Raw genomic sequence first — 25,429 nt, 5'->3', positions numbered from 1 at the left:
TTTTATGCCCGTGTACGGCCGGGGCTGAACTGGTGCGCGGCAGGGCGCCATGTGGGGCATCCGGTACGGGGAAGACCGCTGCTGCCGCACGACAGTCTGAAAAAAAGGCCGCCCTGGTGGGCGGCCTTTGTCACGTTACAGAATCTGCCGTAGGCTTAGGCGAGCTTTTTCACGGCGTCCAGCACGGCGGCGTAGTCGGGTTCGTTGGTCACTTCGGGCACCAGCTGGCTGTAGGCCAGCGTGCCGTCAGGCGCAATGACAAAAACCGAGCGGGCCAGCAGGCGCAGTTCCTGAATGAGGATGCCGTAGTTGCGGCCGAGGCTCACGTCCTTGTGGTCCGACGCGCTTTCCACGGCCGAAACCCCCGCAGCACCGCACCAGCGGGCCTGGGCAAAGGGCAGGTCGCAGCTCACGGCCAGAATATGCACTTTGTCGGAAAGGGCGGCAGCCTCGGTATTGAAGCGGCGCACTTCCATATCACACACAGGGGTGTCCAGCGAGGGCACGCACACCAGCACCAGCACCTTGCCGGCATAGTCCTTGAGGCTGCGCGGCGTCAGATCATTGGCAAGAACGGTGAAATCGGGGGCAGCTTTGCCCACTTCGGGCAGAGAACCTTCGAGGTGCAGCAGATTTCCCTGAAAGGTAACGGTTTTCATGGCAGAACTCCTCGTCTTGGTTTTTTTGCAGCCTACAGATGGTCAGCTCAGCTGTCAAGAATACTTCCTGATAGAATGCGATTCCAGCGGTCAGGGGGCAGCTTGCCGCCGGCGCGGTCGTCAGCGGGCAGGGATGTCATCCCAGATCAGGGCGCACCATTCCCCGTCCACCATACGGCGGGCCGCCGGCAGACCGCAATTCCGGTAGGCTCGTTCCACGCCCTCGGCCTGAATTTCCAGCAGGCCGGACAGCACAAGGCAGCCTCCCGGGGCGCAGGCCCGCACAATGTCCGGCGCCATTTCGGTGAGCGGACGGGCAAGAATATTGGCCAGCACCAGGTCATACTGCTGCTGCACGCATTCCATGCTGCCCTGGGCCAGCACAAAGGCCTCCGGGGCAATGCCGTTCCCCTGACGGTTTTCCTGGGCGTTGTCCACAGCCAGCGGGTCAATGTCCAGCCCCTGACCGTGCAGGCCGGAGAGGCAGCAGCCCACTCCCAGCACGCCGCTTCCCGTGCCAAGGTCCAGAAAGCTCTTGCCGCCTGTCAGTTTTCCGGCATCCAGCAGATCGCTGATCACGTGCAGGCACAGGGCCGTGGTGGCGTGGTGCCCCGTGCCGAAGGCACTCTTGGGTTCAATGAGAATGGGGGTTCGTCCGGGAAAATCATGCTCGGCCTGGTCGGCCAGCCACGGGGGCAGGACCACGAAACGGCTGCCGCAGCAGACCGGCGTAAAAAATTCCCGCCAGGCTGCCAGCCAGTCCTGTTCTTCCACAGGGGCCAGCACACAGACGGCGTCGGGCAGCTGGTGCCCTATGGTTGCCTGGAGCTGGCGCAGCAGGTCTTCCCGCTCGCAGTGAATGCGAAAACGGGTTTCGCCGGTGGGCAGGCTTTCCTCTTCCCAGCCAGAGGACACTTCCAGGGCGAGCAGCCCGGACAGGCGCTCATAGGCGTCTTCCGGAGCGGTCACCTCAAGTCGGTAGATGGTTTTCATGTCTTGTTCGTAGACGGCGGCCTGCCCCCTGTCAAGGGCGGTTCTTGCCTTGCGGCACAAATGCGGGTAAGAGGCTCGCATACCTTATGTACTGGAGCAACCATGAGTCAGACTTCGGACCGGGCCGGGCAGCTGCCGGCGCTGGACGACCTGCTTGCCGAAATCGGCAAGACCTTTGAGGTGGCCTTTGAGCCGCTGGTCGTTGACGATCTTTCCTTTGATGTTCTTTCCATCCGCAATATGCAGGCCTATCTGGACGGCATGCTGGCCCGCAAGGCCATTCGTGATCCGCTCAAGGACCTGCCGCTCTGGGCCAAGGTCTGGCCCGCATCCTTTGTGCTGGGGCGGTATCTGCGCCGCTTTGACCCGCAGGGCAAGAGTCTGCTGGAACTGGGCGCCGGTTGCGGCACCCTGAGCCTGGTGGCTGCGCATTACGGATTTTCGCGCATTGTCTGTAGCGATATCGTGCCCCAGGCCCTGCGCTTTGCCCAGGCCAATGTGCTGCGCAATGCGCTGGAAAAGATCATTACCGTCACCTCGGTGGATGTGACCAGGCCGGGCAGGGACCCGCGCTTTGCCGAGGGCTTCGACATGATTGCCGCGTCGGAAATCCTGTATCTGGACGAGCTGCACCGGCCGCTGCTCAAGTTCATTGAGCGCCACCTGGCGCCCGGCGGCAAGGCCGTCTTTGCCACGGACCTGGCCCGCGCCAAGCCCCATTTCGGCAAGCTGGCCGCCAAGACGTTTCATGTGGACGAACGGCGCATCGGCCTGACCAGTCGCGATCAGGAGGGCAAGGAACAGCGCCGCGCCTATTCCATTCTGGTGGTGGAACGCGCATGATCCCGTCCATCACACTGCATTCCTGTCCCAAGGCCTATACCCGTGATCTGGACAAGAGCGTCAGCCCGGAACAGACCGTGGCCCGCGTGCGGACAACGCTGGCTGCCTCCGGCCTGGATGTGCTCGCCGAAACGCGCCGCGTGGACACGGGGCGCCTGGGGATTCCCGTATATCTGAGCGTGTGCGGCAAGGATGCCCGCCGCATCATGCCCACGCGCAAGCAGATGGGCAAGGGATCGTCCGCCGAACAGGCGCAGGCATCGGCGCTCATGGAACTCATGGAACGCTTTGCCTTCTTCAGCTTCTGGGAGGCCAGGCCCCACATGATCATGGTGACCTGGCAGGAAGCCGAAGCCCGCTTCGGGCAGGACCTCATGCCGGTGGAAGAAATTCTGCGTTCGGTGGATGACCACCTGGACCCGCAGGCCGCCCGCCGCGTGCTGTCCACCGTGCGCTGGTCCTTCTATCCTGCCACGCGCCTTCTGGATGGGCGCACCGTCTGGACGCCTCTGGACTGGTTCAAGCTGCTGGGCGAGTTCAATGGCACCTCTGCCGGCAACAGTGCGGAGGAATCCCTCCTTCAGGGGCTGAGCGAGCTGGTGGAGCGGCACGTCTGCTGCCTGGTGGACAGAGAACGCCGGCAGACGCCCACCATCCGCACGGACAATCTGGCCAATCCTACCCTGGCCGATCTGGTGCAGCGTTTTGCCGCTCAGGGGATCCGGCTGATTCTCAAGGATTTTTCGCTGGGCATGCCGCTGCCCACCGTGGCCGCCCTGGCCTGGGACCCCGCCACCCTCCCCGCGCATTCGGAAATTGTCTTTACGGCCGGCACGGCTTCCAGCGCGGCCAAGGCAGCCATCCGCGCCGTTACCGAGGTGGCGCAGCTGGCCGGCGATTTCTGCACCAATGCCTGCTACGAGGCATCGGGCCTGAGCAAGTTTGAACGACTGGAGGATATCCGCTGGCTGCTGGACGGTCCCGAAGTGACGCTGGACAGTCTGCCGTCGGTGGAAGCGCCCGACATTCGCGACGAGCTGCTGGCCGCCCTGCGCGGTCTGGAGCCGCTCACGGCCTATGCCGTGGACGTGAGCCATCCCCGGCTGCGCATTCCCGCCCATTACATGATGGTGCCGGGCCTGGCCTTTCGCGAACGTGACCGCAATCAGAGCCTGGGCCTGTTTGTGGGGCGCAAGCTGGCCGAGGAAGCCGATGCCGAGGAGGCCCGTGCCGGGCTGGCCCTGCTGGAAGAATGTTATCCCCAGGCCCATTTTCTGCCGTTCTTCCAGGGCATGCTGGCTCTGCGGGGGGATTGTTACCAGGAGGCGCGCCAGCTCTTCCTGCAGGCAGCCACCTGCCAGCCGGAAGCCGAGGCCACGGCACTGGCCCATTTCTATGCCGGCTATGCGGCAACGCTCATGCAGGACTGGGAAGGCGCACTGCCCGGCCTGCGTGAAGCCCATGCCCTGTGCCCGGACATGAAGGAATATGGCAACCTGCTGGGGGTGGCCTATTTCAAGACACAGCGCTATGCCCAGGCGGCCGAAGCCTTTCGGGCCGTGCTTAAGGTGGATAAGGGTTCCGCCATGGATATGGCCAATCTGGGCCTGTGCCTTGCGCAGCTTGGGCAGCGGGATGAGGCGCGGCACTATCTGGAAGCCGCGCTGGAGCTGGACCCCTCGCTGGACTTTGCCCGCCAGCGTCTGGCGGCACTGACGGACGCGGACGATTGATGCCCCGGGGCATGGTCAGGCTCCCCCTGTTCGTCATGACGAGAGGGGAGAGGCTGGCCACGGTCTGTTCCCGGCAGGGGACGCCGCCGGGGAGCGGTGGCGACGCTGCTCAGGGCGAGGTGTCCTCGGTCTGTTGTGAGGCAAGTGAAAAGAGGCAACGCTCAGGCTGTCCCGCGGCCTGGTGCGCAGCAACGGAACAAACAGCGGGCAGAGACCGCGGGCTGGCCCGTCGCAGGTGGCGCTTGTGTCTGCCCGCGGGGCGATTCCCTGGAGATGGCTGGAGGAAATTCATGATTGTGCGCGTTCTGGTGCTGCTCGTGCTGGCAGGCATGCTTTGTGGGTGCGGCGCCCGCCCTGTCACCCTCGTGGACGAAAAAGGCTTTGTGGAAATGAGCCGCCGCATGCCCAAGGAAATGCAGGCCCGGCAACTGCTGACCGACGACGGCGCCTATGTGCAGCGTCTGTCCGGCAGCAGCGCAACGTATGGCGAGCTGCTCTATACGACGCTGTCGCCGGATTTTCTCTTTGATGATACGGGCGGGCAGCATGTGTACCTTGGGGAAACCTTCCGCGATACGCGCACGCCGTCCAGTTTTGTGCATACCAGTGCCACGGGATTTACCATTCAGCATCCCACGCAGCGCATTACCCTGCGCATGCTGGCCATTCTGGACTGGGATGATGACGGACAGGACGAGTGGATGCTTTCCTGCAAGGTGGAGCCGCTGCGTGGTTCCCGGGTGCGCACCTATTATGTCCTTGTGACGCCGCCCAGCCGCAGCGGCCAGCGCCTCAAGGGCACGGTGGCGGCCCTGTGTGAATGCTATGGCCTGGTCTGCAATACCTACGTGAACAAGGCGCGCGTGCTGGATCGCAACGGCAATGACAAGAGCGCGCCGGCAACGCCGGTGCAGGACAGCGTGCCCGGGCTGGAGCAGGTGACCGAACCGCCCAGGGGCCCGGCACCTGCTGCGCAGGGAAAGGACGTGACCACGGAATCCGGCCTGGTGGAACGCAGCCTGTAGGCCGGTATGTCCTGCCTGCCCCCGGACGTCATTGCCGGGGGCTTTTTTTGTCTGCGGCGATGGAGCATCAGGCGCCATCGGGCTGCACGCGGGGCAGCGATCGGGACGTTTGCCCGTGCATGGGAAGCGCCTGGCCGGAATGCGCATGCAGGAAGAGCTGCTTGCGGGCATCTGGGCAGAGGGCATGCGGCAGCCGCTCTGGGCAGGCTGTACGCGGTTGTATCGGCCATGCCGGGCAGCGGCAGCCTTCGGAACCGTGCTGCGGCGCTTGCCGAGGGGCTGGTGTGTGCGCCGAAGGGCGGTGGCACCGCGCCTTCAGCTCAGAGAACCAGCCAGGCAATGAGCAGATAGCGCCCCAGCTTGGCCGCAAACACCAGCAGCAGGAAGGTGGGCAGGGGTTCGCGCAGCAGGCCGGCAGCCAGGGTCAGGGGATCGCCGATGACAGGCGCCCAGCTCAGCAGCAGGCTCCAGCGGCCGTAGCGCCGATACCAGCCTTCGGCCCTGTCCAGGGCCTGGGGGGATACGGGAAAGAAGCGATGGTGACGGAGGCGGTGCGCCCACAGCCCCAGCAGCCAGTTGATGCAGGACCCCAGCACATTGCCCAGGGTGGCCACCGCCACAAGCAGGACGGGAGGAGCGGCCTTGCCCGCCAGCAGGGCAGCCAGGGCCAGCTCGGATTGCGCGGGAAAGAGCGTGGCAGCCAGCAGGGAGGAAAGAAAAAGACCGGTCAGGCTCCAGAGCATGCGTGTTTTCCAGACAGGGGGAGGGCAGACCTGCCGAAAAAAGGCCCGGCGGCACGGAAGCCACCGGGCGGCGAGGCAGGAGAGGAATACGGCTATTGGGGCAGGGGAATATCGGTCTGGAAGCCGGTGGACATGCAGCGGGCCACCAGGCGCCCCTCGGCGTCGTGTACTTCCACCTGATAGCTCTGGATATGCGCCCCGTGCCGGACCAGACGGGCCTCGGCCGTGAGCGGGCTGGCCTTGCCCGGGCGCAGAAATTCAATGGCGGCGTTCAGGCTGACAACGCCGTGTTCCTGGTCCGCATTGGCGGCGGCCCCGAAGGCCACGTCGGCCATGGCAAAGATGGCACCACCATGGGCAACGCCCATGCCGTTCACATTGGTATTGGTAATGGGCATGCTGACACGGGAATAGTCGCGCGTGGCTTCCTCAATGGTGATGTTCAGAAGACGGACCAGTTTATCGTGCTTGGCAACGTAGTTAACCTTGTTCATGGGACCTCGGGGTGTTTGGGCTAAAGACGGTTTGGGCACATTGCGGGGAAAGGGCTTTTTGCCTGCATCCGTTTGCGCCGGGAAAAGAAGCAGGCCGCTTGCGCGGCCTGCGGAGAGTTAGGCTATCTGCTGGATGCCGTCCAGCTTCCACATGCCGCCGTTCTGCTGCCTGACGAAATGCCAGATTTCGCGGGCATTGGTGGGCGTGGGCTGATCGGGACTTTCCCGCAGAAGCACATCAAAATAGACCTGTGCGCGTTCATCGCTGCCATCGGTGCTTACCTCCAGCAGCTGGGCATTGACCAGCATGATCTCGGTGTGGCTGGTGCCCGGTTCCTGAGCCATTTGCTCGCGCACGGCATCCAGAACGGCAGGCGTGGCAAACTGGGCAATATCGTCCAGATCGCGCTTGTCCCAGGCAGCCTGCAGACGGGTATAGGCCATTTTGGCGCCGCGCAGGAATTCTTCTGTGTCAAAACCGGCAGGCACATGGGCCTGCGGCTCCTGCGGCGTCTGCGCCGCATCGCTGCGCAGCGCGCCCCAGGCATCCTGACCGGCGTGCATGTCCTGCTGCGGCGGCATGGGGGTGCGCAGCATGCCGCCTTCGGCGCCGGCAGCGGCGGCAGGCGCCGGGGACGACGCGCGGCGGCGGGCAAAGAGCTTGAGGCCCAGGAAGACAAGCAGGCCGATGATCAGAATGTCAAGGAAGCCGCCGCCGGAGAAACCGGCGCCGGAGAGCAGCGAGCCGAGGAGGGTGCCGGCCAGCAGGCCTCCCAAAATACCGCCCATGCCGCCCAGGAAGCCCTTGCGGGCGGGCTGCTGGGCCTGTGCGGCATTCTGCCGCTGAGCGGACTGGGCAGGACGCTGCACCTGCGGCTGGGGCGCCGGGGCACGCATGGCAGGCTTGCTGCCAAAGGAACGACCACCACCAAGGCGCGCGGCTTCGCTGTAGTCGGGCATGGTAATGGCACAGGTGGCAAAAAGGAGGAAAAAGGCGGTGACAAGGGCTTTAAAAGACATGGTCAGCTCCCGGATGGGGGGTTGCGGGGCGCCGGAGCGCCGAAGTTACTCCAAGGTCCCAACAATATAATATCTGCTGTTCTCATGGCAAGGGGCCGGGGCCGGTAAAAGCCGTTGGGGAAGCGGCGGGGCTGCCGTGCGCCCGCAGCCGCGTCGCGCTGCATGCGGGGGCGGAAAACGCGTCGTGCGGGATGGCAGCATCCGAAGGCGGCGGGGTGCGCCACCAGGGAAGGGCGCTGCGGGGCAAACCGTATGGGATAAAAATACTATTGATGAGTAACTGTATGAAATAACTGTCATTCAGATGTTGCTGGCGACGGGGGCGCGGGTTTTGTCTTGCTGTTTGTGAAAAAGTATGTATTACTGTCTGTAAGAGAAACGGGAATTTCCTGCTGTGGTGCATCGTGATGCCCCGAAGGTGCCAGCGCACTGCCACGAGGATATGCGTATACCCGCAGACAAGGTCTTGCTGGTGCCATCTTCGGCGAAATGTCACGATCTGCGTCTGTGACGAGTATGTATTTCGTATATATTCCGAAGGAAACGCCCGTTATCCGGCTGATGTCACAATGCCGTTGCTGCCTCTGCCACCACATGTCCGATCATTCGTTTCGGCTGCGGGCAGGCGGGAAATGCAGGGCACGTGCTGCCGGGCCGGCGGTTGCGGATGCGGCGATGAGAACAGGGCGGGTTTCTCCCTGGCGAAACAGCATCATCCCTGCCGGGGCCAGATGACAGAGCCGGATTCAGGCGCCTTTCCGTGGTCTCTTTGCTGCCGGTGCATCATGGTGCACACCGGAACGGGAAGGCCGGCAGAAGGGCGGTATCCGGGAGCCGAGGGCATGGACAGGTGCCTGCTGACGGGGATACGGCAAAAGGCTTTCCCCGACGGGTGTTGGCAGTTCACCCATGGGGAGCATCATCCGTCTGTGCGGTGCCGCTTTCCCATGGCTGACTGAGGGTTTTCCTGAATCGTAAATGACCTGCAATAGTTGACAGAACGTGACTGTCGCCTGTGTCTGTGGACAGAACGTCTGTGCGATTTCCGGGCGAATGGGCATGGCATGCAATGAGCATGTGCGTATTTTTCATGTATGCGTGAAAGAATATATTGCATATTCGCTTGACAATTTCGGGGGAAGGGTAAAAAAGGAATCGTCCAAAGAATCACAATATCGGCAGCAATGCCGGTGGCCGATGCGGGCGATTTGCCAGGTATCTCCGACCGGCAGGATCCGTGGGAGGAGCAAAAAACGGGTCCGTTGCCGGCACGTGCAGGGCAGCCTGCCTCGAGCGGGTTTCAGGTCAATCTAATCTGAGGAGTTGGGATATGACAACGAAAGCAACTTTTAATGAAGATAAGGTTGCGCTGCTTCTCGGCAGCATTATCTTCATACTTGCCATCGGCAAGTTTGTCGGCCTTGACGTGCTGGGCTGGGCACTGAAGATGGGCATGTGGGTGGGTGATCCGCTCAAGTGCTGGAGTTCCGCCAGCAAGATCATCCCCGGCGTGGGCGCCCTGTTTGCCACCTATGCCTTTGTGGCGGCGCTGCTCTGCTTTGGCGTGAAACTGATGAACGGCAACGTGGGGCGCTTCTTTGCCGCCTTCACGATCATCTTCTTCATTGCCGTGGCCTGCTACACCGTGGGCGCCAATGCCTACATTGCGGCTAACCCCACCCAGCTGGCCAAGCAGGGTATCCCGTGGGCACTGGGCCTGAGCACGGAAGCCGGCCTGATCCTGGCCCTGCTTGTGGGCCTGCTGATCGGTAACTGCACGCCCGGTTTCGCCAACTGGCTGCGCGACGCCTGCCGCCCCGAACTGTTCGTGAAGATTGCCATCGTGGTTCTTGGTGCCGAACTGGGCGTCAAGGCTGCCGGTTCCGCCGGTTATGCCGGTCACGTCATCTTCCGAGGCCTGTGCGCCATCGTGGAAGCCTACCTGCTGTACTGGGCCGTTGTGTACTATGTTGCCCGTAAGTACTTCAAGTTCAACAAGGAATGGGCGGCTCCTCTGGCCTCCGGTATCTCCATCTGCGGTGTGTCCGCCGCCATTGCCACCGGTGGTGCCATCCGCGCCCGGCCGGTGGTGCCGATCATGGTTTCCTCTCTGGTCGTGGTCTTCACCTGCATTGAAATGCTGATCCTGCCCTTCATCGCCCAGCAGTTCCTGTACACCGAACCCATGGTGGCCGGTGGCTGGATGGGTCTGGCCGTGAAGTCCGACGGTGGCGCCATCGCTTCCGGTGCCATTACGGAAGCCCTCATTCTCACCAAGGTTGCCGGTCTGAACGGCACGCAGTACGAACCCGGCTGGATCGTGATGGTGACCACCACCGTCAAGGTCTTCATCGACATGTTCATCGGTATCTGGGCGCTGGTGCTGGCCTACATCTGGACGGCCAAGTTCGACAAGACCCGTGGCGAACGCACCATGACCTGGGGCGACGTGATGGAACGCTTCCCCCGTTTCGTCCTCGGTTACCTGGTGACCTTCCTGATCATGCTCTTTGTGGGTCTGTCCTCCGGTGAACTGCACAACATCGGCAAGAGCGTGTCCGGTGTGGCCAACTGCTTCCGCGTGATCTTCTTCCTGCTCACCTTCTTCAGCATTGGCGTGGTTTCCAACTTCCACAAGCTGCGTGAAGAAGGCATCGGCCGCCTGGCTATTGTGTACGTGGTCTGCCTGTTCGGCTTCATCATCTGGGTCGGTCTGTTCATCTCCTACGCCTTCTTCCACGGCATGACCCCGCCGATCATCGGCGCCTAATGCCGGCCCATATTAAGGAGAACTCTCATGGAAGATAAAGAAGTCAAGCTGCACGAAGAAATTCAGAAGATGGAATATGAGCCTCTGGATGAGACGGAAATGAAGCTCATCCACTGGAGCTGGGGCCTGGGTGTGGTTCTGCTGGTGGTGCTCTTCCTCATCAGCAAGTTCGTCATGACGACGCACTAGGCCAGGGATACACCTGATTGAACAACCGGGAGGGGTTTTCCCCTCCCGGTTTTTTTCTCCAAGGATCATCGCATGCCACGTTACCATCTGCGCTTTCTCAAAGGCCCCAACTATACACTGAATCTGGAATACGAAGCCACGGTGGAGGCCGATTCCTTTGTGGATGCCCTGCGTCCGCATACCAACTGGCCCATTACCGAAGCCTATGACCATGCCACGGCCACGGCCTGGAACCCCGGAACCTGCATGTATTATCAGGAAATGTGGGAAGCCGAGCTGCTGCCGGACGAGGACGACAAAAAGGACACCAAGGCATGACCCGCTATGTTGTCAGCGGCTGTCTGGCCGGGCTTTCCTGCCGGTATGATGGCGGCAGCAAGCCCTGCGAGCCGGTCCGTCGTCTGGTGCTCGCCGGGCGTGCCGTTACGGCCTGTCCGGAAACGCTTGCCTGTCTGCCTGTGCCGCGTCCTCCCTCCGAGCAGCGGGATGGCCGTGTCGTGTCCCGCGATGGCAAGGACCTGACCGAGGCCTTCGAGCGGGGGGCCTGCCGAGCCATGCGCATTGTTCAGGAGCATGGCTGCACGGCGGCCATTCTCAAGGCCCGGTCGCCGGCCTGCGGGTGTGGCCGTATCTATGATGGGACGTTCAGCGGCGCCCTGTGCGATGGTGACGGGGTGTGGACCCGCAAACTGCGTGAGGCTGGCCTGGAGCTGTATACGGAAGACAATCTGCCGGACGACGTGATGTAAGAGAACGTCTTGCCGCTGGCCATGGGGCCGTGGCCAGAGATTACAGCAGGGAGGAGGGGAAAGCCCGTGAGGCGGCTTCCCCTCCTCCCTGTTTATTCAGGTCGTTTTGTGTCGTGTGCGGCAGCCGGCGATGTGCGGACGGGCCGGATTTTTCCTGCAGTACTGGCCTGGTGGTGGATGTCCGTTGTCAGGAAAGGCGGCAAGGGCCAAGGCCCCAGGGGCAAGGGTCACGGGACGGTTTGCATATGCCCGGCAGGGAAGCGACGGGGCGGGCCGCCTGCCCCGTGCGGTCATACGAGCCGGAACGGCATGGCGTCTGGCGCGAAAATGCGCATCAGCAGGCTGTGGCCACAATGCCGCGCCGGGCCAGCTCGTTGACGGCTTTCTGACAGAAGACGGGCAGCATGGCCTCGGCCTGGGGGCTGATCTGCATGATCATGCTCTGGTAATCAAAGGGTTGCAGACCAAAGGCAATGGTGTCGGGCCGGTGTCCTGCCAGTTCGCAGGTGGCCAGCGTATCCAGAAGGTCGGTCTGGTGCATGGAGTCGCGGAAGCTGTGGCTTTTGCGCAGGTCATCATTTTCCAGCAGATAGACCGTTCCGGGGGCCTCGCCGCCCAGCACAACATCAAGCACCACAAGCAGATCGCAATCCTGTATTTCCGGCATGAGCATGATGCCGCCGGTTTCTCCGGCCAGAAAGTGCACATTTTCCGGCCAGCGGTAATGATCCTGCATGTACTGGACGGCCCGGACGCCGAAGCCCTCGTCGCAGAGCAGCACATTGCCAACGCCCATGATGAGGACGCGGGGAGCAGTAGGGGACATGGGTTCTCCTTGCTAGGGAAGAAGATGGCGGACGCAGGCGCTGTGCACGGCAGAGGGCCGGGCGGCGTGCCCAGGCGCGCCAGCAGCAGGCCGTGCATCCGCACAGACAAAAAAACGGGGGCCGAAGCCCCCGTTGCAAGCGCGTGTCAGGTTAGAGAACCTTGAACGTGTGCACTTCGTTGCTCTGACCGTCAATGACGTGAACGGCACAGGCGATGCACGGGTCAAAGGAATGGATGGTGCGCAGGATTTCCACCGGACGCTTGGGATCGGCCACGGGCGTACCGATGAGGGCATGTTCCGCAGCGCCCATGACGTCCTTGCCGTCCCGCGGGCCAAGGTTCCAGGTGGTGGGCACCACCAGCTGGAAGTTGCCGATCTTGCCGTCTTCGATGCGCAGCCAGTGGGACAGACCGCCACGGGGGGCGTTCACAAAGCCGGCGCCGCGGGCTTCCTTGGGGATTTCGCAGTCTTCCACGATCTGCTGATCCTTGGTGATGTTGTCCTGGTAGGCCTTGAGCCACTGATCCATCTGCTGGGCGATGGCCAGGGTTTCGATACCGCGGGCGGCGGTACGCCCCAGAGTGGAGAAGAGGGCATCGGGGCCGACATTGAGGGCCGAGAGCACATGGTCCACCAGAGGCTTTACGGTCTTGTGGCCCTGACCATAGGCCACGAGCACCTGGGCCAGGGGGCCGGTTTCCACGGAGATGCCGTCGTAGCGGGGGGCCTTGAGCCAGGAATAGCGGTCCGTGTCACCCATCTTGGTGAACTTGGGAATGGTCTGGCCGTCGTAGGGGGGCAGGGGCTTGTCGCCTTCAAACCAGCTGTGGCGCACATGTTCGGCAATCTTGGCAGGATCAAAGCCCTGCACATGGGCCACATCCCGCTTCAGGATGACGCCGGGCTTGAGCCAGCGGCTGTCAAGCTGGCGTTCGCCGCCCGGAGCCGGGAATTCGCCAAAGGCCATGAAGTTTTCCGTGCCGCCGAAGGCCGCCCAGTCCTTGTACACGCCGGCCACCATGAGCAGGTCGGGGATGTAGACCTGTTCGATGAAGTCGCGGGTTTCCTTGTACAGGTCCGTGAATTCCTTGATGCGCGCCGGCGTCAGGGATTCGTAGCAGGTCACGCCGCCGGCCACGAGGAACTGCGGATGCGGATTCTTGGCGCCAAAGGCGGCCATGGCACGGGCCGTTTTCACCTGAACGCGCAGGGCTTCCAGGTAGTGGGCCGTGGCCACGAGGTTGGCTTCCGGCTCCAGATAGTAGGCCGGGTGGCCGCCCAGGAAGTAGGCATTGGTGAAGGGGCCAAGCTGTCCGGAGGCCACAAAGGCATTGAGCTTGTCCTGCACGGCCTTGAAGTCTTCGGCCTTGGCCGGACGCGGCGAGATGGAGGAGGCCAGCTTGGCCGCCTTGACCGGATCAGCCTTGAGGGCGGAGGTCACGTCCACAAAGTCCAGGGCATGCAGGTGATAGAAGTGCACCAGATGGTCATGCAGGAACTGCGCGCCCAGCACCAGATTGCGGATGTAGGTGGCGTTGGCGGGCACCTTTACCTTGATGGCATCTTCCAGGGCGCGGGTGGAGGCCAGGGCGTGGGTATAGGTGCACACGCCGCAGGTGCGCTGGGTGATGTGCTGGGCATCGCGGGGATCGCGTCCCTTGAGGATGGTTTCCAGACCGCGGAACAGGGTGCCGCAGCTGCGGGCATCCTTGATCTTGCCGTTTTCAACTTCCACTTCGATGCGGAGGTGCCCCTCGATACGAGTCAGGGGGTCCACCACAACAGGGCCGGTATAATTGCTCTGAGGGGTTTTTTTATCGCTCATGTGGTGCTCTCTCCCTAGTTCTGATAGAAGGGCGTCATTTCATCCCAGAAGCTGGGTTCGCTGCAACCGATGCAGGGATGCCCGGCGCGGACAGGCCAGTTGGTTTCATTGAACAGGGCCTTGGGGCAGTTGTTGAAGGTATTGGGACCCTTGCAGCCCAGTTCATACAGGCACCAGCCCTTGCGGGCTTCTTCCGAATTGAAGGAAGGCGCAAATTCGCCGGCTTCAAAGTGCTTCAGGCGTTCGCACTGCTCATGCACCGACTTGCCGTAGAACATGATGGGACGGCCATTGTCATCCAGTTCAATGGGCTTGCCCGTGAGATAGGCCACGATGGTCCCCACCAGGTTCAGGGGATTGGGCGGGCAGCCGGGGATGTTGATGGCCTTGATGCCCAGATCGGCGTAGCATTCGTTGACGCCCTTGGCCTGGGTCGGATTGGGGGCAGCCGCCTGCACGCCACCGTAGGCGGCACAGGTGCCCATGGTGATGACGGCCTTGGCCTTGGGCAGGATGCGCTTGCCGATGTCATACATGGTGTGGCCGGCCACATAGCCGAATTTGCCCATATCGGCGGTGGGCACGGCGCCTTCCACAACGCAGATGAAGCCGTCGGGATTTTCCACGGCCTTGTTCAGGGCATCTTCGGCAGCTTCGCCGGCGGCGGCCATGATGGTTTCATGGTAGTCCAGCGAAATGGTGTCGAGGATCAGGGAATCAAGGAAGGGTTTGTAGGTGCGCAGCAGGGCTTCGGAGCAGCCCGTGCATTCGGCAAAGTGCAGATAGACCACAGAGGGGCGCTTGCCCGTAAGGGCGGCGGCCACTTCAGGCGCAAAGGCCGGCCCCATGCCCATGGTCACGGCCACCGCCGTACAGAATTTCATGAAGTCGCGGCGGCTGACGCCAGCGCCTTCCAGGCGCTTGTCCGCATCGTTTTTGCCCAGTCCCACGGCAATACGCATAAGAGCCTCCTGGCAAATGGTGAGAATCTTCAGGCTGAATCCGGTGCGCAGCTGGGGCAAACGGCCTGCACGCACCCTGCGGCTCCTGCCGGTGCGCACATGCGCACGGCGATGGCCGCTTCTCTGGATTACCTGACACTACCCTTGTGGAAAAGATAGGTCAATAGCTACCGGCGGTTTGTTGTGGTGCGGACAAACTTTCACAAGGTTTTTGCCCGTTGCGTTGCACCGGCGACTGACGTAAGATGCGCCCTCAGCTCATTTTTTTGCCGCATGAGGTTGATATGAAACAAGAAAGCCAGTGTCTCTATGCCGGTTACACGCCGGCCAACGGCCAGGCCCGCGTCCTGCCCATTACGCAAAGCACCACCTTTACCTATGCGTCCACCGCCGAGGTCAGCAAGCTTTTTGACCTTGAGGTCGAGGGCTTCTTCTACACCCGTCTCGGCAATCCCACCGTGGATGCCGTGGAACGCAAGATTGCCGCGCTGGAAGGCGGCGTGGGCGCCCTGTGCACCTCGTCCGGTCAGGCTGCTAATCTGCTTGCCATTCTCAATGTGGCAGCCTGCGGCGACCATGTGGTCAGCACCAGCAGCATCTATGGCGGCACCTTCAACCTCTTTGCCGTGACCCTGCGCCGCATGGGCATCGAGGTCACCTTTGTGGATCAGCATGCCGATGACGCCACCATAGCCGCTGCCATCCGGCCGGAAACGCGGGCCATCTTCGGCGAGACCCTGGCCAATCCTTCCATGGATGTGCTGGATATTGAACGGCTGGCCCGTATTGCCCATGCCCACGGGCTGCCCCTGGTGGTGGACAATACCTTTGCCACGCCTGTGCTCTGCCGGCCCTTTGACTTCGGGGCGGATATCGTGACCCATTCCACCACCAAGTATATGGACGGGCACGCCGTGCAGATGGGGGGCGTGATTGTGGACAGCGGCAACTTTGACTGGGCCGCTTCCCCGCGCTTTGCCGAGTTTGTCCAGCCTGACGCATCCTACCACGGCCTGATCTACACCCAGGCCTTCGGCAAGGCGGCCTATATTGTCAAGGCCCGCGTGCAGCTCATGCGCGATCTGGGCTGCTGCCAGACGCCGCAGGGAGCCTTCTATATCAATCTTGGCCTGGAGACCCTGCCGCTGCGCATGCGCAAGCACTGTGAAAATGCCCTGGCCGTGGCCCGCTGGCTGGAGGGGCGCCCCGAGGTGGAAAGCGTGCTGTATCCCGGCCTGGAAAGCAGCCCCTGCCATGCCCTGGCCTGCAAGTATCTGCCGCAGGGCAGCAGCGGCGTGGTGTCCTTTTCGCTGCGTGGCGGTCGCGATGCCGGCGCCCGCTTCATTGACAGCCTGAACATGATTTCCCTTCAGGTGCATGTGGCGGATATCCGCAGCTGCGTTCTGCATCCGGCCAGCTCCACCCACCGGCAGCTTTCGGACGAACAGCTGGTGGCCGCGGGCATCACGCCCGGCATGGTCCGCCTTTCCGTGGGGGTGGAAAACCTGGAAGACATCCTGACGGACCTGGCTCAGGCGCTTGACCGGGCCTAGCGGCAGCCGGACATCTTCGAGAAGGGGAGGCCTTTGCAAAAGGGCCTCCCCTTCTCTTTCTTGCAAAAATCGATGAATGCCTGTTGCTTATCCCCCCCCTCTTCTGCTAATGTCCCCATTGGAAAAAAGGTTAGATGCGTTGGTTTGCTATGTTGGATTGTGCGAAATGGCACATTAAGAAATGATGCGAGATGTGAAAAATTTCTTATTCCTGCAATACTGCTGTCTATCATATACAAAGAAGCACGCTGCCGCAGAAGTACACGTTCACCATATGCAATACTAATAAGAAAATGTGATTCATGTCCATGTGTGTAATACATAAATTACGTTGTATTACAATACGAGGAAAAGTTATGCAAACTTCCATGTCCATCCGTCTGCCCAAGGAGCTGGCCACGCAGCTGGGAGAGCTGGCCGAAGCCACGGGGCGCACCAAGAGCTTTCTTGCCGTGCAGGCACTGCACGAATTTGTGGAACGCGAGTCCTGGCAGGTCGCAGAAATACAAAAGGCCCTCCGCGAAGCCGAGGAAGGCGACTTTGCCCCTGATGAAGACGTGGCCGCGCTTGACCAGAAGTGGAGCTACCATGCGCATTAGATGGCTTCAGCATGCCCTGGCAGCCGTTGATGCCGAAATGAGCCGCATAGCACAGGAAAATCCGGAACTTGCCGTTCGCATGTATGCGCATATCCGCGAGCGTGTGACCAGCCTTGAGCGCTATCCCGATGCGGGAAGGCCGGGTCGTATCTTTGGCACGCGTGAGCTTGTTCTTGATCACTACCAGTATATTGTACCGTACAGCGTCAAAGACGGAGTTGTGGAAATTCTGGGATTCTTTCATGCCTGATGGCAGCAGTACTGGCAAGGTAACTGTTGTATGTCTGTATTCGTAAAGGATATCCCACAACTGCGCACAAATAATTCCATTATGTAATGTCGTTCCGTAAAATTGAACTAACAGCAGTTCAGGAGGTTATGTGTTATGGCACTTGAAGATGAAGAATCTGTCACATCCAGCACTAAATGGTGGAAAATATTTCTTCCTATAGCGTTATTCTGCTTTTTGCTGTACCTGCCGCCCACAGCATTTGGCATCAATAACCTGAGCGTGGTGGAGCAGCGCGTCATCGCCCTGTTCTTCCTTGCTGCCTCGCTCTGGATTCTGGAGCCTATTCCCATCTTTGCCACGTCAATGCTGGTCATTGTTCTGGAACTGCTCATGATATCCGACAAGGGGCTTTTCCTGTTCATGATGGACGAAGGTTCCGAAGGATTCGGCCAGGTTCTTCCGTCCGCGCATATCATGGCAACGCTGGCGTCGCCCATCATCATGCTGTTCATTGGCGGCTTCTTTCTTGCCATTGCCGCCACCAAGTATCGCCTTGACGTCAACCTCGCCCGCGTGATGCTCCGCCCCTTTGGCACCAATCCCAAGTTCATCATGCTGGGGCTGATGATCATCACCGCCATCTTTTCCATGTTCATGAGCAACACGGCCACCACGGCCATGATGCTGTCCATTCTGGCGCCCGTGCTTGCCTCGTTTGACGTTTCCGACCGTGCCCGTGTTTCCTACACCCTGTCCATCACCCTGGCGGCCAATATCGGCGGCATCGGCACCCCCATCGGCACGCCCCCCAATGCCATTGCCTATGTGTACATCTCGCAGCTGATGCCGCTGTCCTTTGGTGAATGGATGCTGTTTGCGGTGCCCTTTGTCTTTGCCCTTATCTTCTTTTCCTGGTGGATGCTTGTCCTCTTTTTCCCCATCAAGAAAAAGCGCATCGAACTGCAGATCGAGGGAACCTTTGAAAAGGGCTGGAAGGCCTATGTGGTGTATGGCACCTTTGTGGTGACCATTCTGCTGTGGGTGCTTGGTGACCTGCACGGCATGGACTCCAATGTGGTTGCCATGATTCCTGTTGCCGTATTTCTTTGTACGAATATTATTACAAAGAATGACCTCAAATACATTTCGTGGGATGTGCTCTGGCTGGTTGCCGGCGGCATCGCGCTGGGCTATGCCTCGGAAAAGACGGGCCTTGCCTCGCACATGGTGCACAGCATTCCCTTTGAAACCTTTGCCCCGTACCTGGTGCTGGCCTCGGCCATGATGCTGAGCCTGGTCATGGCAAACTTCATGTCGCATACGGCAACGGCCAACCTGCTGCTGCCGCTCATGGTGGCCTTTGCGTCCAGCCTGAGCGGCCTGAGCGCGGTGGGCGGGGCCGTGGGCCTGCTCATCGGGGTGACCTTTGCTGCATCACTGGGCATGTGTCTGCCCATCAGTAATGCGCCCAATGCCCTTGCCTATGCCACCGGCATGATAACAACCGGCGACATGGCCAAGACGGGCCTGGCGCTGGGCGTATTCGGCGGTTTGCTGGCCGTGGTCATGCTTTACGTGTCCCACCTCTGCGGCATCTTCTAGCATTCTGAAAACAAAAAACCGCACTGCCGGACAGACAGGAGTCTGACCGGCGCAGTGCTGAAAACGGGCCGGCAGGGAACCATCCCTGCCGGCCCGTGTGCGTTTTCGGGGGAAAAGCCATGGGTAGCAGGCCGGCTCTGCATGAGCTTTCGTCTTTCCGCAGGCCCTGCTTCTCATGAAGCTAGCTGATTTTTTTTGAAAAAATACGGATGAAAATCAAAGCCTTCCGGCAAAAGGCGCTCGGCATGTGCTGAAAGGCCATGACGGATGTCATGGCCGTGTGATGCGTGCCGTGAACGCCTGTTTGTTCCGGCAGGAAACGCCGTTTGTTGGCATGGCAGGATGTGCAGCGGCGCAGGGAGGAAGGCGCGCGTCCTGCCGTTTTTCATCCGGTCCGGCAGGCGGCCGGCCAGGCGGCCTGTCGTCCTTTAGCGCCGCTGATGCCGGCGCAACAGCAGGTTGACCAGCACGCACAGCAGGCCGATGCCGCACATGACCGGAAAGGTTGTGCCCAGGACCATGCTGTGGGACAGCAGCAGGCGGTAGCCCACAAAGCCCACCAGCCAGAGCAGCATATTTCTGACATTGCATCTGGCGGAGACATCGCGGCGCCCGAAGATGAAGAAATCCACCAGCAGGATGGCAAAAAGCGGGGCAAAGACCGAGCCGATGAAATAGAGAAAGTTTTCATACTGGCTCATGGGCACAAACAGGGCCACCAGGCTGCCCAGCACGCAGACCAGGCGGCCCACAGTGCGGGCATTCAGGCGGGGATTGATGTTCAGGGCGCTGATGCCGGAGGAATGCGCATCCAGAAAGGTATTGGTCAGGGTGGAAAAGGCCACGATGAACAGGCCCGCCGTGCCCAGGCCGGCGGTAAGAAGCATGCTGCTGATATCTGTGCAGCGGGTCTGGATTGCGGCGCCCAGACCCAGACTGAACATGAGCATCCCCCCGAAAATGTAGCCGCATACCCCGCAGACCGTGCCGCGTACGGGCTGACGCAGGGTGCGGGTGTAATCGGAAATGAGGGGCAGCCAGGAAAGGCACATGGTCACGTTAAGTTCCACAGCCGCACCGAAGCTCAGGCCGCCACTGGGCGGAAGGGGCTGCGCCGGCGCGGTGACAATCTTCCAGGCCAGCACCATGAGGCAGGCAAAAAGGGCCACAACCACCAGCGTATGCAGTCGAAAAATGGCCATGAGGCCGCGTGATATCCAGAGAAAGATCAGCCCGCCGATGGCTATTACCCACACGGCCTCGTTCTGCCAGCCCAGGACCACGCCGGCAATGGCGTTCAGAGTCTGGGCGCCGCAGATGATCATGACCGCGGTCCAGCCCAGCAGTTGCAGCATATTGAGCACGGTAAAGAAATAGGAACCATAGCGGCCAAAGGAAATGCGAAAGGATGCCGTGGCCGAAAGGCCGCTTCGGGCGCCCACAAGGCCGGCCAGCAGCAGCACAAAGCCACCGATGGCATGGCCCAGCAGGATGGCCGTCAGCCCTGTGGTCAGGCCCAGCGGGGCCAGCAGGGTGCCGGTAAGTATTTCGGCAATGGAAATGGACGCGCCAAACCAGAGAATGGTGTGGTTACGGGTACTGAACGTGCGTTCTGCGGACACCGGCTTTCCTCCCGGGCTGAAGGTGCTGCGGACATGCTGCCCGCGGGAAGACGGATGTAGCACGGCAGAGCCGTTCTGACCAGTCCCGTCACAACATTTCTGCCTCCTTTCGGGACGGGACCGGCATGGCGCCTGGGCCAGCGGCGGCGCAGGGCATGCGGCGTACGGCCGGTATGCGGCAGCGGGCAGGGGGCGGTCTGTGCCTGGCTTCCTGATAACGGTCCGCCCCGGCTCCGCCTTTCTGCGGTTTTGCCGGTCCTGTCCCGACGTCAGGCGAGCCGGATCCGGTGTGCTCTCCGCCGCTGCCGGAGGATGCTGCAGCGGGGAACAGCCGTCACGTCCGTGCTTGCTGGACCAGGGGAAAGAACGTCATTTCGTAAAAAAAGGGACCAGTACCGTCTCAGGTACCGGTCCCTTGCGCTGGGGGGAAGCAGAATGGCCGCAGGCTACCGCCAGAGGGCTTGTCCGCAGGCCTGAAGATAGGCGTTGATGGCTTCCTTGCCGCCCATGTCGTCAGCCACGCTGGGCCAGACGCGTTGCAGGGCGATGTCCTTCCACCTGGCTTCGTCGGTCAGTTCGGAAACCTGAAGCCCCTTGGCAATAAGGCCCTGCTTGGCAATTTCCGTCATGGTGGCATGATAGCGGAAAGAAGCCTCCTGGGCATACTTGCCGGCATCCACCATGATCTTCTGCAGCTCGGGCGACATGCGGGAAAAGACGCGTTGGCTGATTACCAGGGGCTGGAGCTGGAAGGTGTAGTGGATTTCGGTGAGGTACTTCTGGCCCACATCCAGGAACTTCATGCCCCTGAAGGAGGCATAGTCGCAGCACTGGCCGTCCACCAGGTCAAATTCCAGGGCCTTGTAGGTCATGTTCCAGGCCAGGGTGGAGGGGATGGCACCAAAGGCCCGGTAGGTTTCGATCATGGCCACGCTCTGCGGCACGCGGAAGCGCAGGCCGCGGATATCTTCCAGCCGGGTGATGGGGTGCTTGGAATTGCTCATGTAGCGGAAGCCGGAAATGGTCCAGGTAAGAATGCGCAGCCCGGCATCCTGGGCATAGCTGTTGAGCAGTTCCCCGGCCTTGCCGTCAATGCCGGCCATGACCTGGGAGATGTCGCTGAAAAGATAGGGCAGGGTCAGCACGCCAAGGCGCTTGACCATGGGTTCCAGGTTGGCAATGCCGCCCAGGGCCATGTCCAGCTTGCCGGTCTGGACCCTGCGGAACTGCACGCCCTCGTCCTCGCCAAGACCGCCGGCATAGAAGAGTTCCACCTCCACGGTGCCGTTGGTCTTTTCTTCCACATAGTCCTTGACGGCATTGGCCACAACGCCCATTTCGGCATTGTCCGGGTCGCCCAGGGACATGCGCAGCACGGTTTTGGGTGAGGCGGCCAGGGCTGCTGTGGCGGCAAGCAGCAGCATGACCAGAGCCAGAGCAGAAATCTTTTTCACAATATGTCTCCTTTGGCGGTAGAAAGGGGCCGGCGATGCCCGAAGACAGCGCCGGCGCGCAATGCAGGCCCCTAGGGCGCAGCGGCATCCATGAGGCTGGGCAGCCAGAGCACGAGGTCCGGGAAGATCACCAGCACCACGATGGCAGCAATATTGCTGATGACCATGGGAATGGCCTTGAGGGAGATGGCCTCCAGTGACTGATTGGATATGCCCGAGGCAATGAACATGTTTTCACCCAGCGGCGGTGTGGAAAAGCCGATGCCGCAGCAGCAGATGAGCACCAGACCGAAGTGGATGGGATCCACGCCGTAAGAGGTCATGATGGGCAGCAGCACCGGGGTCACCAGCATGATGATGGCCAGGGTTTCCATGAACATGCCCAGGAAGACCAGCAGCAGCACCACAAAAACCCAGACCACGTACACATTGTCCGTAAGGCTGAGCACCATGGTGGCGATTTCATTGGGAATGCGGTGCGAGGTCAGCAAAAAGCCAAAGGATGTGGCGGTGAAGACCAGCACCAGCACGCGGCCGGAAAGCCAGGACGTGGTCTTGAGCGAGGCCATGATGCTGCGCAGCTTCAGTTCGCGGTGAATGAACAGGCCCACCAGCAGTGTGTAGAAGATGGCCACCACGGCGGCTTCCGTGGGGGTGAACCAGCCAGCATAGATGCCGCCAAGAATGATGAGCGGCGCCAGGATGGACCAGAAGCCGTCCTTGAGGGAAAAGAGCAGATTCCTGGCATTCCAGGACATGCCTGCGGTGGAAATGTCCTTGCAGCGGAAATAATGCACCACACACAGGGAAATGGCAATGAGGATGCCAGGGATGAAACCGGCCATGAACATCTTGGAGATGCTCACCTGCCCGGTCACCCCGTAGATGACCATGGGAATACTGGGCGGAATGATGATGCCGATGCCGCCGGCCGTGGATGTGGCGGCAGCGGCATAGGCTGTATTGTAGCCGCGGCGGGTCATGGCCGGGATCATGAGCATGCCCACGGCGGCCGTGGTGGCCGGGCCGGAACCGGAAATGGCGCCGAAGAACACGCAGGACAGCACCGTGGAGATGGCCAGACCGCCGGGAATGGGGCCGACGATATTTTCGGCAATATTCACGAGGCGTCGTGATATGCCTGAGGCTTCCATAAGCGCTCCGGCAAGGACAAAGGCCGGCAGGGCCATGAGGGGGAAGGCCGTCAGGGAGGCGAAAGCGCGCTCCACCATGATGCTGAGGTCAATGTCCAGCAGGATAAAGCAGGCCATGGTGGCCATGCCCAGGCCCACCATGATGGGAGCACCGATGAGGAGCAGGGCAAAGAAGATGACGAACAGCAGTCCACCGATGGCAAGAGGGGTCAGAGCTTCCATCAGGCCTTGCCTCCTTCATTTTGGGAGTCTTCATCGCCGAGCAGGGCACTCTGGCTTTCCTTGACGGATTCCTGGTCCGGGTCGGCAATTTCAATGTGCAGGATGAACTTCATGACGTTCACCTGAACGATGCGAATGGCCATGAGCAGGAAGCTCAACGGGAAAACAAGGTAGACCATGCCCAGGTCCCAGTCCAGGGCCGGGGTGGCGTAGGGGAATTCACGCAGGTCCATGACGGCGCGGTAGCCTTCATATGCCATGATGAGGCTGAAAATGAACCAGGCAATATCACTGAGCAGCAGACAGAGATCGGACAGCCACTTGGGGGCATTCATGAACTGAACGGTCACGCGATTCAGGGCGCACAAACGTGTGGCGTAACAGGCACCAAAAAGAATAAACCACAAAAAGGCAAAACGGGCGATTTCTTCGGTCCACGGCAGGGACATGTTAAGGGCACGCAAAATAATCTGCATGAAGACGACCACAACAAAGAACACCAGCAAAAGCTGACACAAATAGCTTTCAAAGTGGTCAAGAAGGGCGGAGATGAACTTTTTCACGCTTCCTCCAACGCTTCGTGCGTCTTGCGTCACTGCCCGGAAAGGGCAGACAGACGGCTAGAGAAAAGGCGGGCCGGAATCGTCATGCGGTTCCGGCCCGGGCATCAGGTTAGCTTACTTCCATTCGGGCTTGCCGCACGCCTTGAGGTAGGCGTTGATAGCGGCCTTGCCGCCCACGAAGTCGGCCATTTCGGGCCAGACCTTCTCCATGGCGGCCTTCTTCCACAGTTCTTCGTCCTCCAGCTGGTCAACCTGCAGGCCGGCAGCGATGAGGTTCTTCTTGGCGATGGCGCCGTATTCCTTCTGGTACTTCAGCACTTCGTTCTGGGCGTACAGGCCGGCGTCAACCACGAGCTTCTTCATTTCGGGCTTCATCTTGCGGTAGACGCGCTCGCTCATGACGATGGGCTGGAGCTGATAGGTATAGTGCACTTCGGTCAGGTACTTCTGGTTGGCTTCCAGGAACTTCATGGCTTCAAAGCCGATGTAGCCGTAGCACTGACCATCCACCACACCCTGCTGCAGGGCGGTAAAGGTTTCGGCCCAGGAAATGGGGGTCGGGCTGCCGCCGAAGGCCTTGTAGGAGGCGATCAGCACGGCGCTCTGGGGCACGCGGAACTTCAGGTCCGCGATGTCGGCCATCTTCTTGATGGGATGCTTGGAGTTGGAGATGTAGCGGAAGTCCGTATAGGTCCAGCACAGCACGCGGAAGCCGGCCTTCGTGGCATAGCTGTTCAGCAGTTCGGCGGGCTTGCCGGTGGTTCCGGCCACCACTTCGTCCAGATTGTCAAAGAGGTAGGGCAGCGTCAGGATGCCGAGGCGCTTTTCAAAGGGCACCAGGTTGGCAATGCCGCCCACGGCAAAGGGCTGGGACCCCTTCTGCACATTGCGGAAGACTTCGCTTTCGTCACCGAGGCTGCCGCCGAAGAACAGCTGCACTTCGACTTTGCCGCCGGACTTTTCTTCCATGTACTTCTTGAAGGCCTTAGCGGCATAGCCCTGTTCGGAATCTTCAGGGTCGCCTACGGCCACACGGTAGATTTCTGCTGCGGAGGCGCTGGTGGTCCACAGAAACAGCGCGGCCAAAACCAGGGAGAGAACTCTTCTAAACCCCATCTTCTACTCCTTTTGAGTAAGGTTAGTAAGCACCTATTGAGAAATATAGCGCAAGTGGCAAAAGAAATCCAGAATTGACACCATATTTATTTTTGGCATAATAACGCACCGTATTTGGGTGTATTCTCATGGTATAAATAGCTATCATCCTGTTTTTATTGGTAAAATTTTTATTTTTGCCGTGAAGTGACGGCTTTTTTCCCGTGCCGGCTGTGTCAGCAGCCGGCTTTTTTGGGCCAATTGGCCAGAGATAGAGGGGAAAAATCTCCCCAGAGCAGCCGTATTGCACCATGTTTTCCTTGAGAAAAAAAGTACATTCCTGTTGTATCCTGTGTGCCCTGAACAGCGCAAGCAAAAAATACGGCTGATTTTGCCAGAAATTTCTGATCAAACATACAGCGTTTTGAATGTTCGTACAATGGGATTTTCTCAAGTCTGTTCATTATGGCGCAAGAGATATGCTTGCATATCTATTGGC

General features: G+C 60.5%; 25 protein-coding genes. 11 read left to right on the top strand and 14 right to left on the bottom strand.

Annotated elements, in window-relative coordinates; all coding sequences use genetic code 11:
- Positions 1 to 155: 155 nt before the first annotated feature.
- A complete protein-coding gene (tpx, locus tag Q0J57_RS00455) occupies positions 156 to 659 on the bottom strand; it encodes a thiol peroxidase (RefSeq protein ID WP_297215602.1) in 504 nt (167 codons plus the stop codon).
- 120 nt (positions 660 to 779) lie between these two features.
- Positions 780 to 1,652, bottom strand: a complete 873-nt coding sequence (locus tag Q0J57_RS00450; protein WP_297215598.1) for a 50S ribosomal protein L11 methyltransferase — start codon at positions 1,650 to 1,652, stop codon at positions 780 to 782.
- 102 nt (positions 1,653 to 1,754) lie between these two features.
- Between Q0J57_RS00450 and Q0J57_RS00445 the strand changes: the two genes are divergently transcribed.
- From Q0J57_RS00445 to Q0J57_RS00435, 3 genes are all read left to right on the top strand, one after another.
- Positions 1,755 to 2,495 (top strand): 50S ribosomal protein L11 methyltransferase, encoded by a 741-nt coding sequence (locus Q0J57_RS00445; RefSeq protein WP_297215595.1) that lies wholly within the window; start codon positions 1,755 to 1,757, stop codon positions 2,493 to 2,495.
- Complete coding sequence (locus Q0J57_RS00440; protein ID WP_297215591.1) at positions 2,492 to 4,228, top strand: YcaO-like family protein; 1,737 nt, start codon at positions 2,492 to 2,494, stop codon at positions 4,226 to 4,228. The genes Q0J57_RS00445 and Q0J57_RS00440 overlap by 4 nt, the downstream gene beginning before the upstream one ends.
- Positions 4,229 to 4,518: 290 nt before the next feature.
- Positions 4,519 to 5,253, top strand: a complete 735-nt coding sequence (locus tag Q0J57_RS00435; RefSeq protein WP_297215588.1) for a hypothetical protein — start codon at positions 4,519 to 4,521, stop codon at positions 5,251 to 5,253.
- A 320-nt stretch (positions 5,254 to 5,573) separates the two neighbouring features.
- Here Q0J57_RS00435 and Q0J57_RS00430 read toward each other — a convergent pair whose 3' ends face one another.
- From Q0J57_RS00430 to Q0J57_RS00420, 3 genes are all read right to left on the bottom strand, one after another.
- Positions 5,574 to 5,996, bottom strand: a complete 423-nt coding sequence (locus Q0J57_RS00430; RefSeq protein ID WP_297215585.1) for a YqaA family protein — start codon at positions 5,994 to 5,996, stop codon at positions 5,574 to 5,576.
- Positions 5,997 to 6,088: 92 nt separating this feature from the next.
- On the bottom strand, positions 6,089 to 6,490 hold the full coding sequence (locus Q0J57_RS00425; protein WP_297215580.1) for a PaaI family thioesterase: 402 nt from the start codon (positions 6,488 to 6,490) through the stop codon (positions 6,089 to 6,091).
- 117 nt (positions 6,491 to 6,607) lie between these two features.
- Positions 6,608 to 7,510 (bottom strand): Tim44-like domain-containing protein, encoded by a 903-nt coding sequence (locus Q0J57_RS00420; protein WP_297215577.1) that lies wholly within the window; start codon positions 7,508 to 7,510, stop codon positions 6,608 to 6,610.
- A gap of 1,330 nt (positions 7,511 to 8,840) precedes the next feature.
- On the opposite strand from Q0J57_RS00420, the gene Q0J57_RS00415 reads away from it, so the two are divergent.
- The 4 genes from Q0J57_RS00415 to Q0J57_RS00400 all read left to right on the top strand — a co-directional run bounded on the left by Q0J57_RS00415 (position 8,841) and on the right by Q0J57_RS00400 (position 11,218).
- On the top strand, positions 8,841 to 10,280 hold the full coding sequence (locus tag Q0J57_RS00415; protein ID WP_297215574.1) for a putative sulfate exporter family transporter: 1,440 nt from the start codon (positions 8,841 to 8,843) through the stop codon (positions 10,278 to 10,280).
- A 27-nt stretch (positions 10,281 to 10,307) separates the two neighbouring features.
- On the top strand, positions 10,308 to 10,469 hold the full coding sequence (locus tag Q0J57_RS00410) for a bacteriocin-type signal sequence (RefSeq protein ID WP_297215571.1): 162 nt from the start codon (positions 10,308 to 10,310) through the stop codon (positions 10,467 to 10,469).
- A 72-nt stretch (positions 10,470 to 10,541) separates the two neighbouring features.
- Positions 10,542 to 10,787, top strand: coding sequence for a hypothetical protein (locus Q0J57_RS00405; RefSeq protein WP_297215568.1), 246 nt, complete (start codon positions 10,542 to 10,544; stop codon positions 10,785 to 10,787).
- Positions 10,784 to 11,218, top strand: coding sequence for a DUF523 domain-containing protein (locus Q0J57_RS00400; RefSeq protein ID WP_297215565.1), 435 nt, complete (start codon positions 10,784 to 10,786; stop codon positions 11,216 to 11,218). The genes Q0J57_RS00405 and Q0J57_RS00400 overlap by 4 nt, the downstream gene beginning before the upstream one ends.
- Before the next feature lie 334 nt (positions 11,219 to 11,552).
- Here Q0J57_RS00400 and Q0J57_RS00395 read toward each other — a convergent pair whose 3' ends face one another.
- The 3 genes from Q0J57_RS00395 to Q0J57_RS00385 all read right to left on the bottom strand — a co-directional run bounded on the left by Q0J57_RS00395 (position 11,553) and on the right by Q0J57_RS00385 (position 14,834).
- The gene (locus tag Q0J57_RS00395) at positions 11,553 to 12,044 is read right to left on the bottom strand and encodes a HyaD/HybD family hydrogenase maturation endopeptidase (RefSeq protein WP_297215562.1); all 492 of its coding nucleotides are present in this window, start codon (positions 12,042 to 12,044) and stop codon (positions 11,553 to 11,555) included.
- A 151-nt stretch (positions 12,045 to 12,195) separates the two neighbouring features.
- Positions 12,196 to 13,872 carry a nickel-dependent hydrogenase large subunit gene (locus tag Q0J57_RS00390; RefSeq protein ID WP_297215559.1) on the bottom strand — a complete coding sequence of 559 codons (1,677 nt, stop codon included), beginning with the start codon at positions 13,870 to 13,872 and terminating at the stop codon, positions 12,196 to 12,198.
- Between the two features lie 14 nt (positions 13,873 to 13,886).
- Entirely contained in the window at positions 13,887 to 14,834 is a 948-nt protein-coding gene (locus tag Q0J57_RS00385; RefSeq protein ID WP_297215556.1) for a hydrogenase small subunit, read from the bottom strand.
- A 284-nt stretch (positions 14,835 to 15,118) separates the two neighbouring features.
- Here Q0J57_RS00385 and Q0J57_RS00380 point away from each other — a divergent pair, with 284 nt between their 5' ends.
- The 4 genes from Q0J57_RS00380 to Q0J57_RS00365 all read left to right on the top strand — a co-directional run bounded on the left by Q0J57_RS00380 (position 15,119) and on the right by Q0J57_RS00365 (position 18,820).
- Positions 15,119 to 16,387, top strand: a complete 1,269-nt coding sequence (locus Q0J57_RS00380) for an O-acetylhomoserine aminocarboxypropyltransferase/cysteine synthase family protein (RefSeq protein ID WP_297215553.1) — start codon at positions 15,119 to 15,121, stop codon at positions 16,385 to 16,387.
- 356 nt (positions 16,388 to 16,743) lie between these two features.
- The gene (locus tag Q0J57_RS00375) at positions 16,744 to 16,986 is read left to right on the top strand and encodes a CopG family ribbon-helix-helix protein (RefSeq protein ID WP_297215549.1); all 243 of its coding nucleotides are present in this window, start codon (positions 16,744 to 16,746) and stop codon (positions 16,984 to 16,986) included.
- A complete protein-coding gene (locus tag Q0J57_RS00370; RefSeq protein WP_297215546.1) occupies positions 16,976 to 17,236 on the top strand; it encodes a type II toxin-antitoxin system RelE/ParE family toxin in 261 nt (86 codons plus the stop codon). The genes Q0J57_RS00375 and Q0J57_RS00370 overlap by 11 nt, the downstream gene beginning before the upstream one ends.
- Before the next feature lie 135 nt (positions 17,237 to 17,371).
- A complete protein-coding gene (locus Q0J57_RS00365; RefSeq protein WP_297215543.1) occupies positions 17,372 to 18,820 on the top strand; it encodes an SLC13 family permease in 1,449 nt (482 codons plus the stop codon).
- A 428-nt stretch (positions 18,821 to 19,248) separates the two neighbouring features.
- Here Q0J57_RS00365 and cytX read toward each other — a convergent pair whose 3' ends face one another.
- The 6 genes from cytX to Q0J57_RS00335 all read right to left on the bottom strand — a co-directional run bounded on the left by cytX (position 19,249) and on the right by Q0J57_RS00335 (position 25,384).
- Positions 19,249 to 20,442 carry a putative hydroxymethylpyrimidine transporter CytX gene (gene cytX / locus Q0J57_RS00360; RefSeq protein WP_297215540.1) on the bottom strand — a complete coding sequence of 398 codons (1,194 nt, stop codon included), beginning with the start codon at positions 20,440 to 20,442 and terminating at the stop codon, positions 19,249 to 19,251.
- Between the two features lie 446 nt (positions 20,443 to 20,888).
- Entirely contained in the window at positions 20,889 to 21,896 is a 1,008-nt protein-coding gene (locus tag Q0J57_RS00355) for a TRAP transporter substrate-binding protein (protein WP_297215537.1), read from the bottom strand.
- Positions 21,897 to 21,967: 71 nt separating this feature from the next.
- Entirely contained in the window at positions 21,968 to 23,272 is a 1,305-nt protein-coding gene (locus Q0J57_RS00350) for a TRAP transporter large permease (RefSeq protein ID WP_297215534.1), read from the bottom strand.
- Positions 23,272 to 23,835, bottom strand: coding sequence for a TRAP transporter small permease subunit (locus Q0J57_RS00345; RefSeq protein ID WP_297215531.1), 564 nt, complete (start codon positions 23,833 to 23,835; stop codon positions 23,272 to 23,274). The genes Q0J57_RS00350 and Q0J57_RS00345 overlap by 1 nt, the downstream gene beginning before the upstream one ends.
- Positions 23,836 to 23,949: 114 nt before the next feature.
- Positions 23,950 to 24,951: a TRAP transporter substrate-binding protein gene (locus Q0J57_RS00340; RefSeq protein ID WP_297215528.1), complete on the bottom strand. Its 1,002-nt coding sequence runs from the start codon at positions 24,949 to 24,951 to the stop codon at positions 23,950 to 23,952.
- A gap of 22 nt (positions 24,952 to 24,973) precedes the next feature.
- Positions 24,974 to 25,384 (bottom strand): hypothetical protein, encoded by a 411-nt coding sequence (locus tag Q0J57_RS00335; protein ID WP_297215525.1) that lies wholly within the window; start codon positions 25,382 to 25,384, stop codon positions 24,974 to 24,976.
- Positions 25,385 to 25,429 lie beyond the last annotated feature (45 nt).

Origin of the sequence: uncultured Desulfovibrio sp., from assembly GCF_944324505.1 — a bacterium.
GTDB lineage: Bacteria > Desulfobacterota > Desulfovibrionia > Desulfovibrionales > Desulfovibrionaceae > Desulfovibrio.
This window is presented reverse-complemented; position numbering and strand designations above follow the sequence as displayed.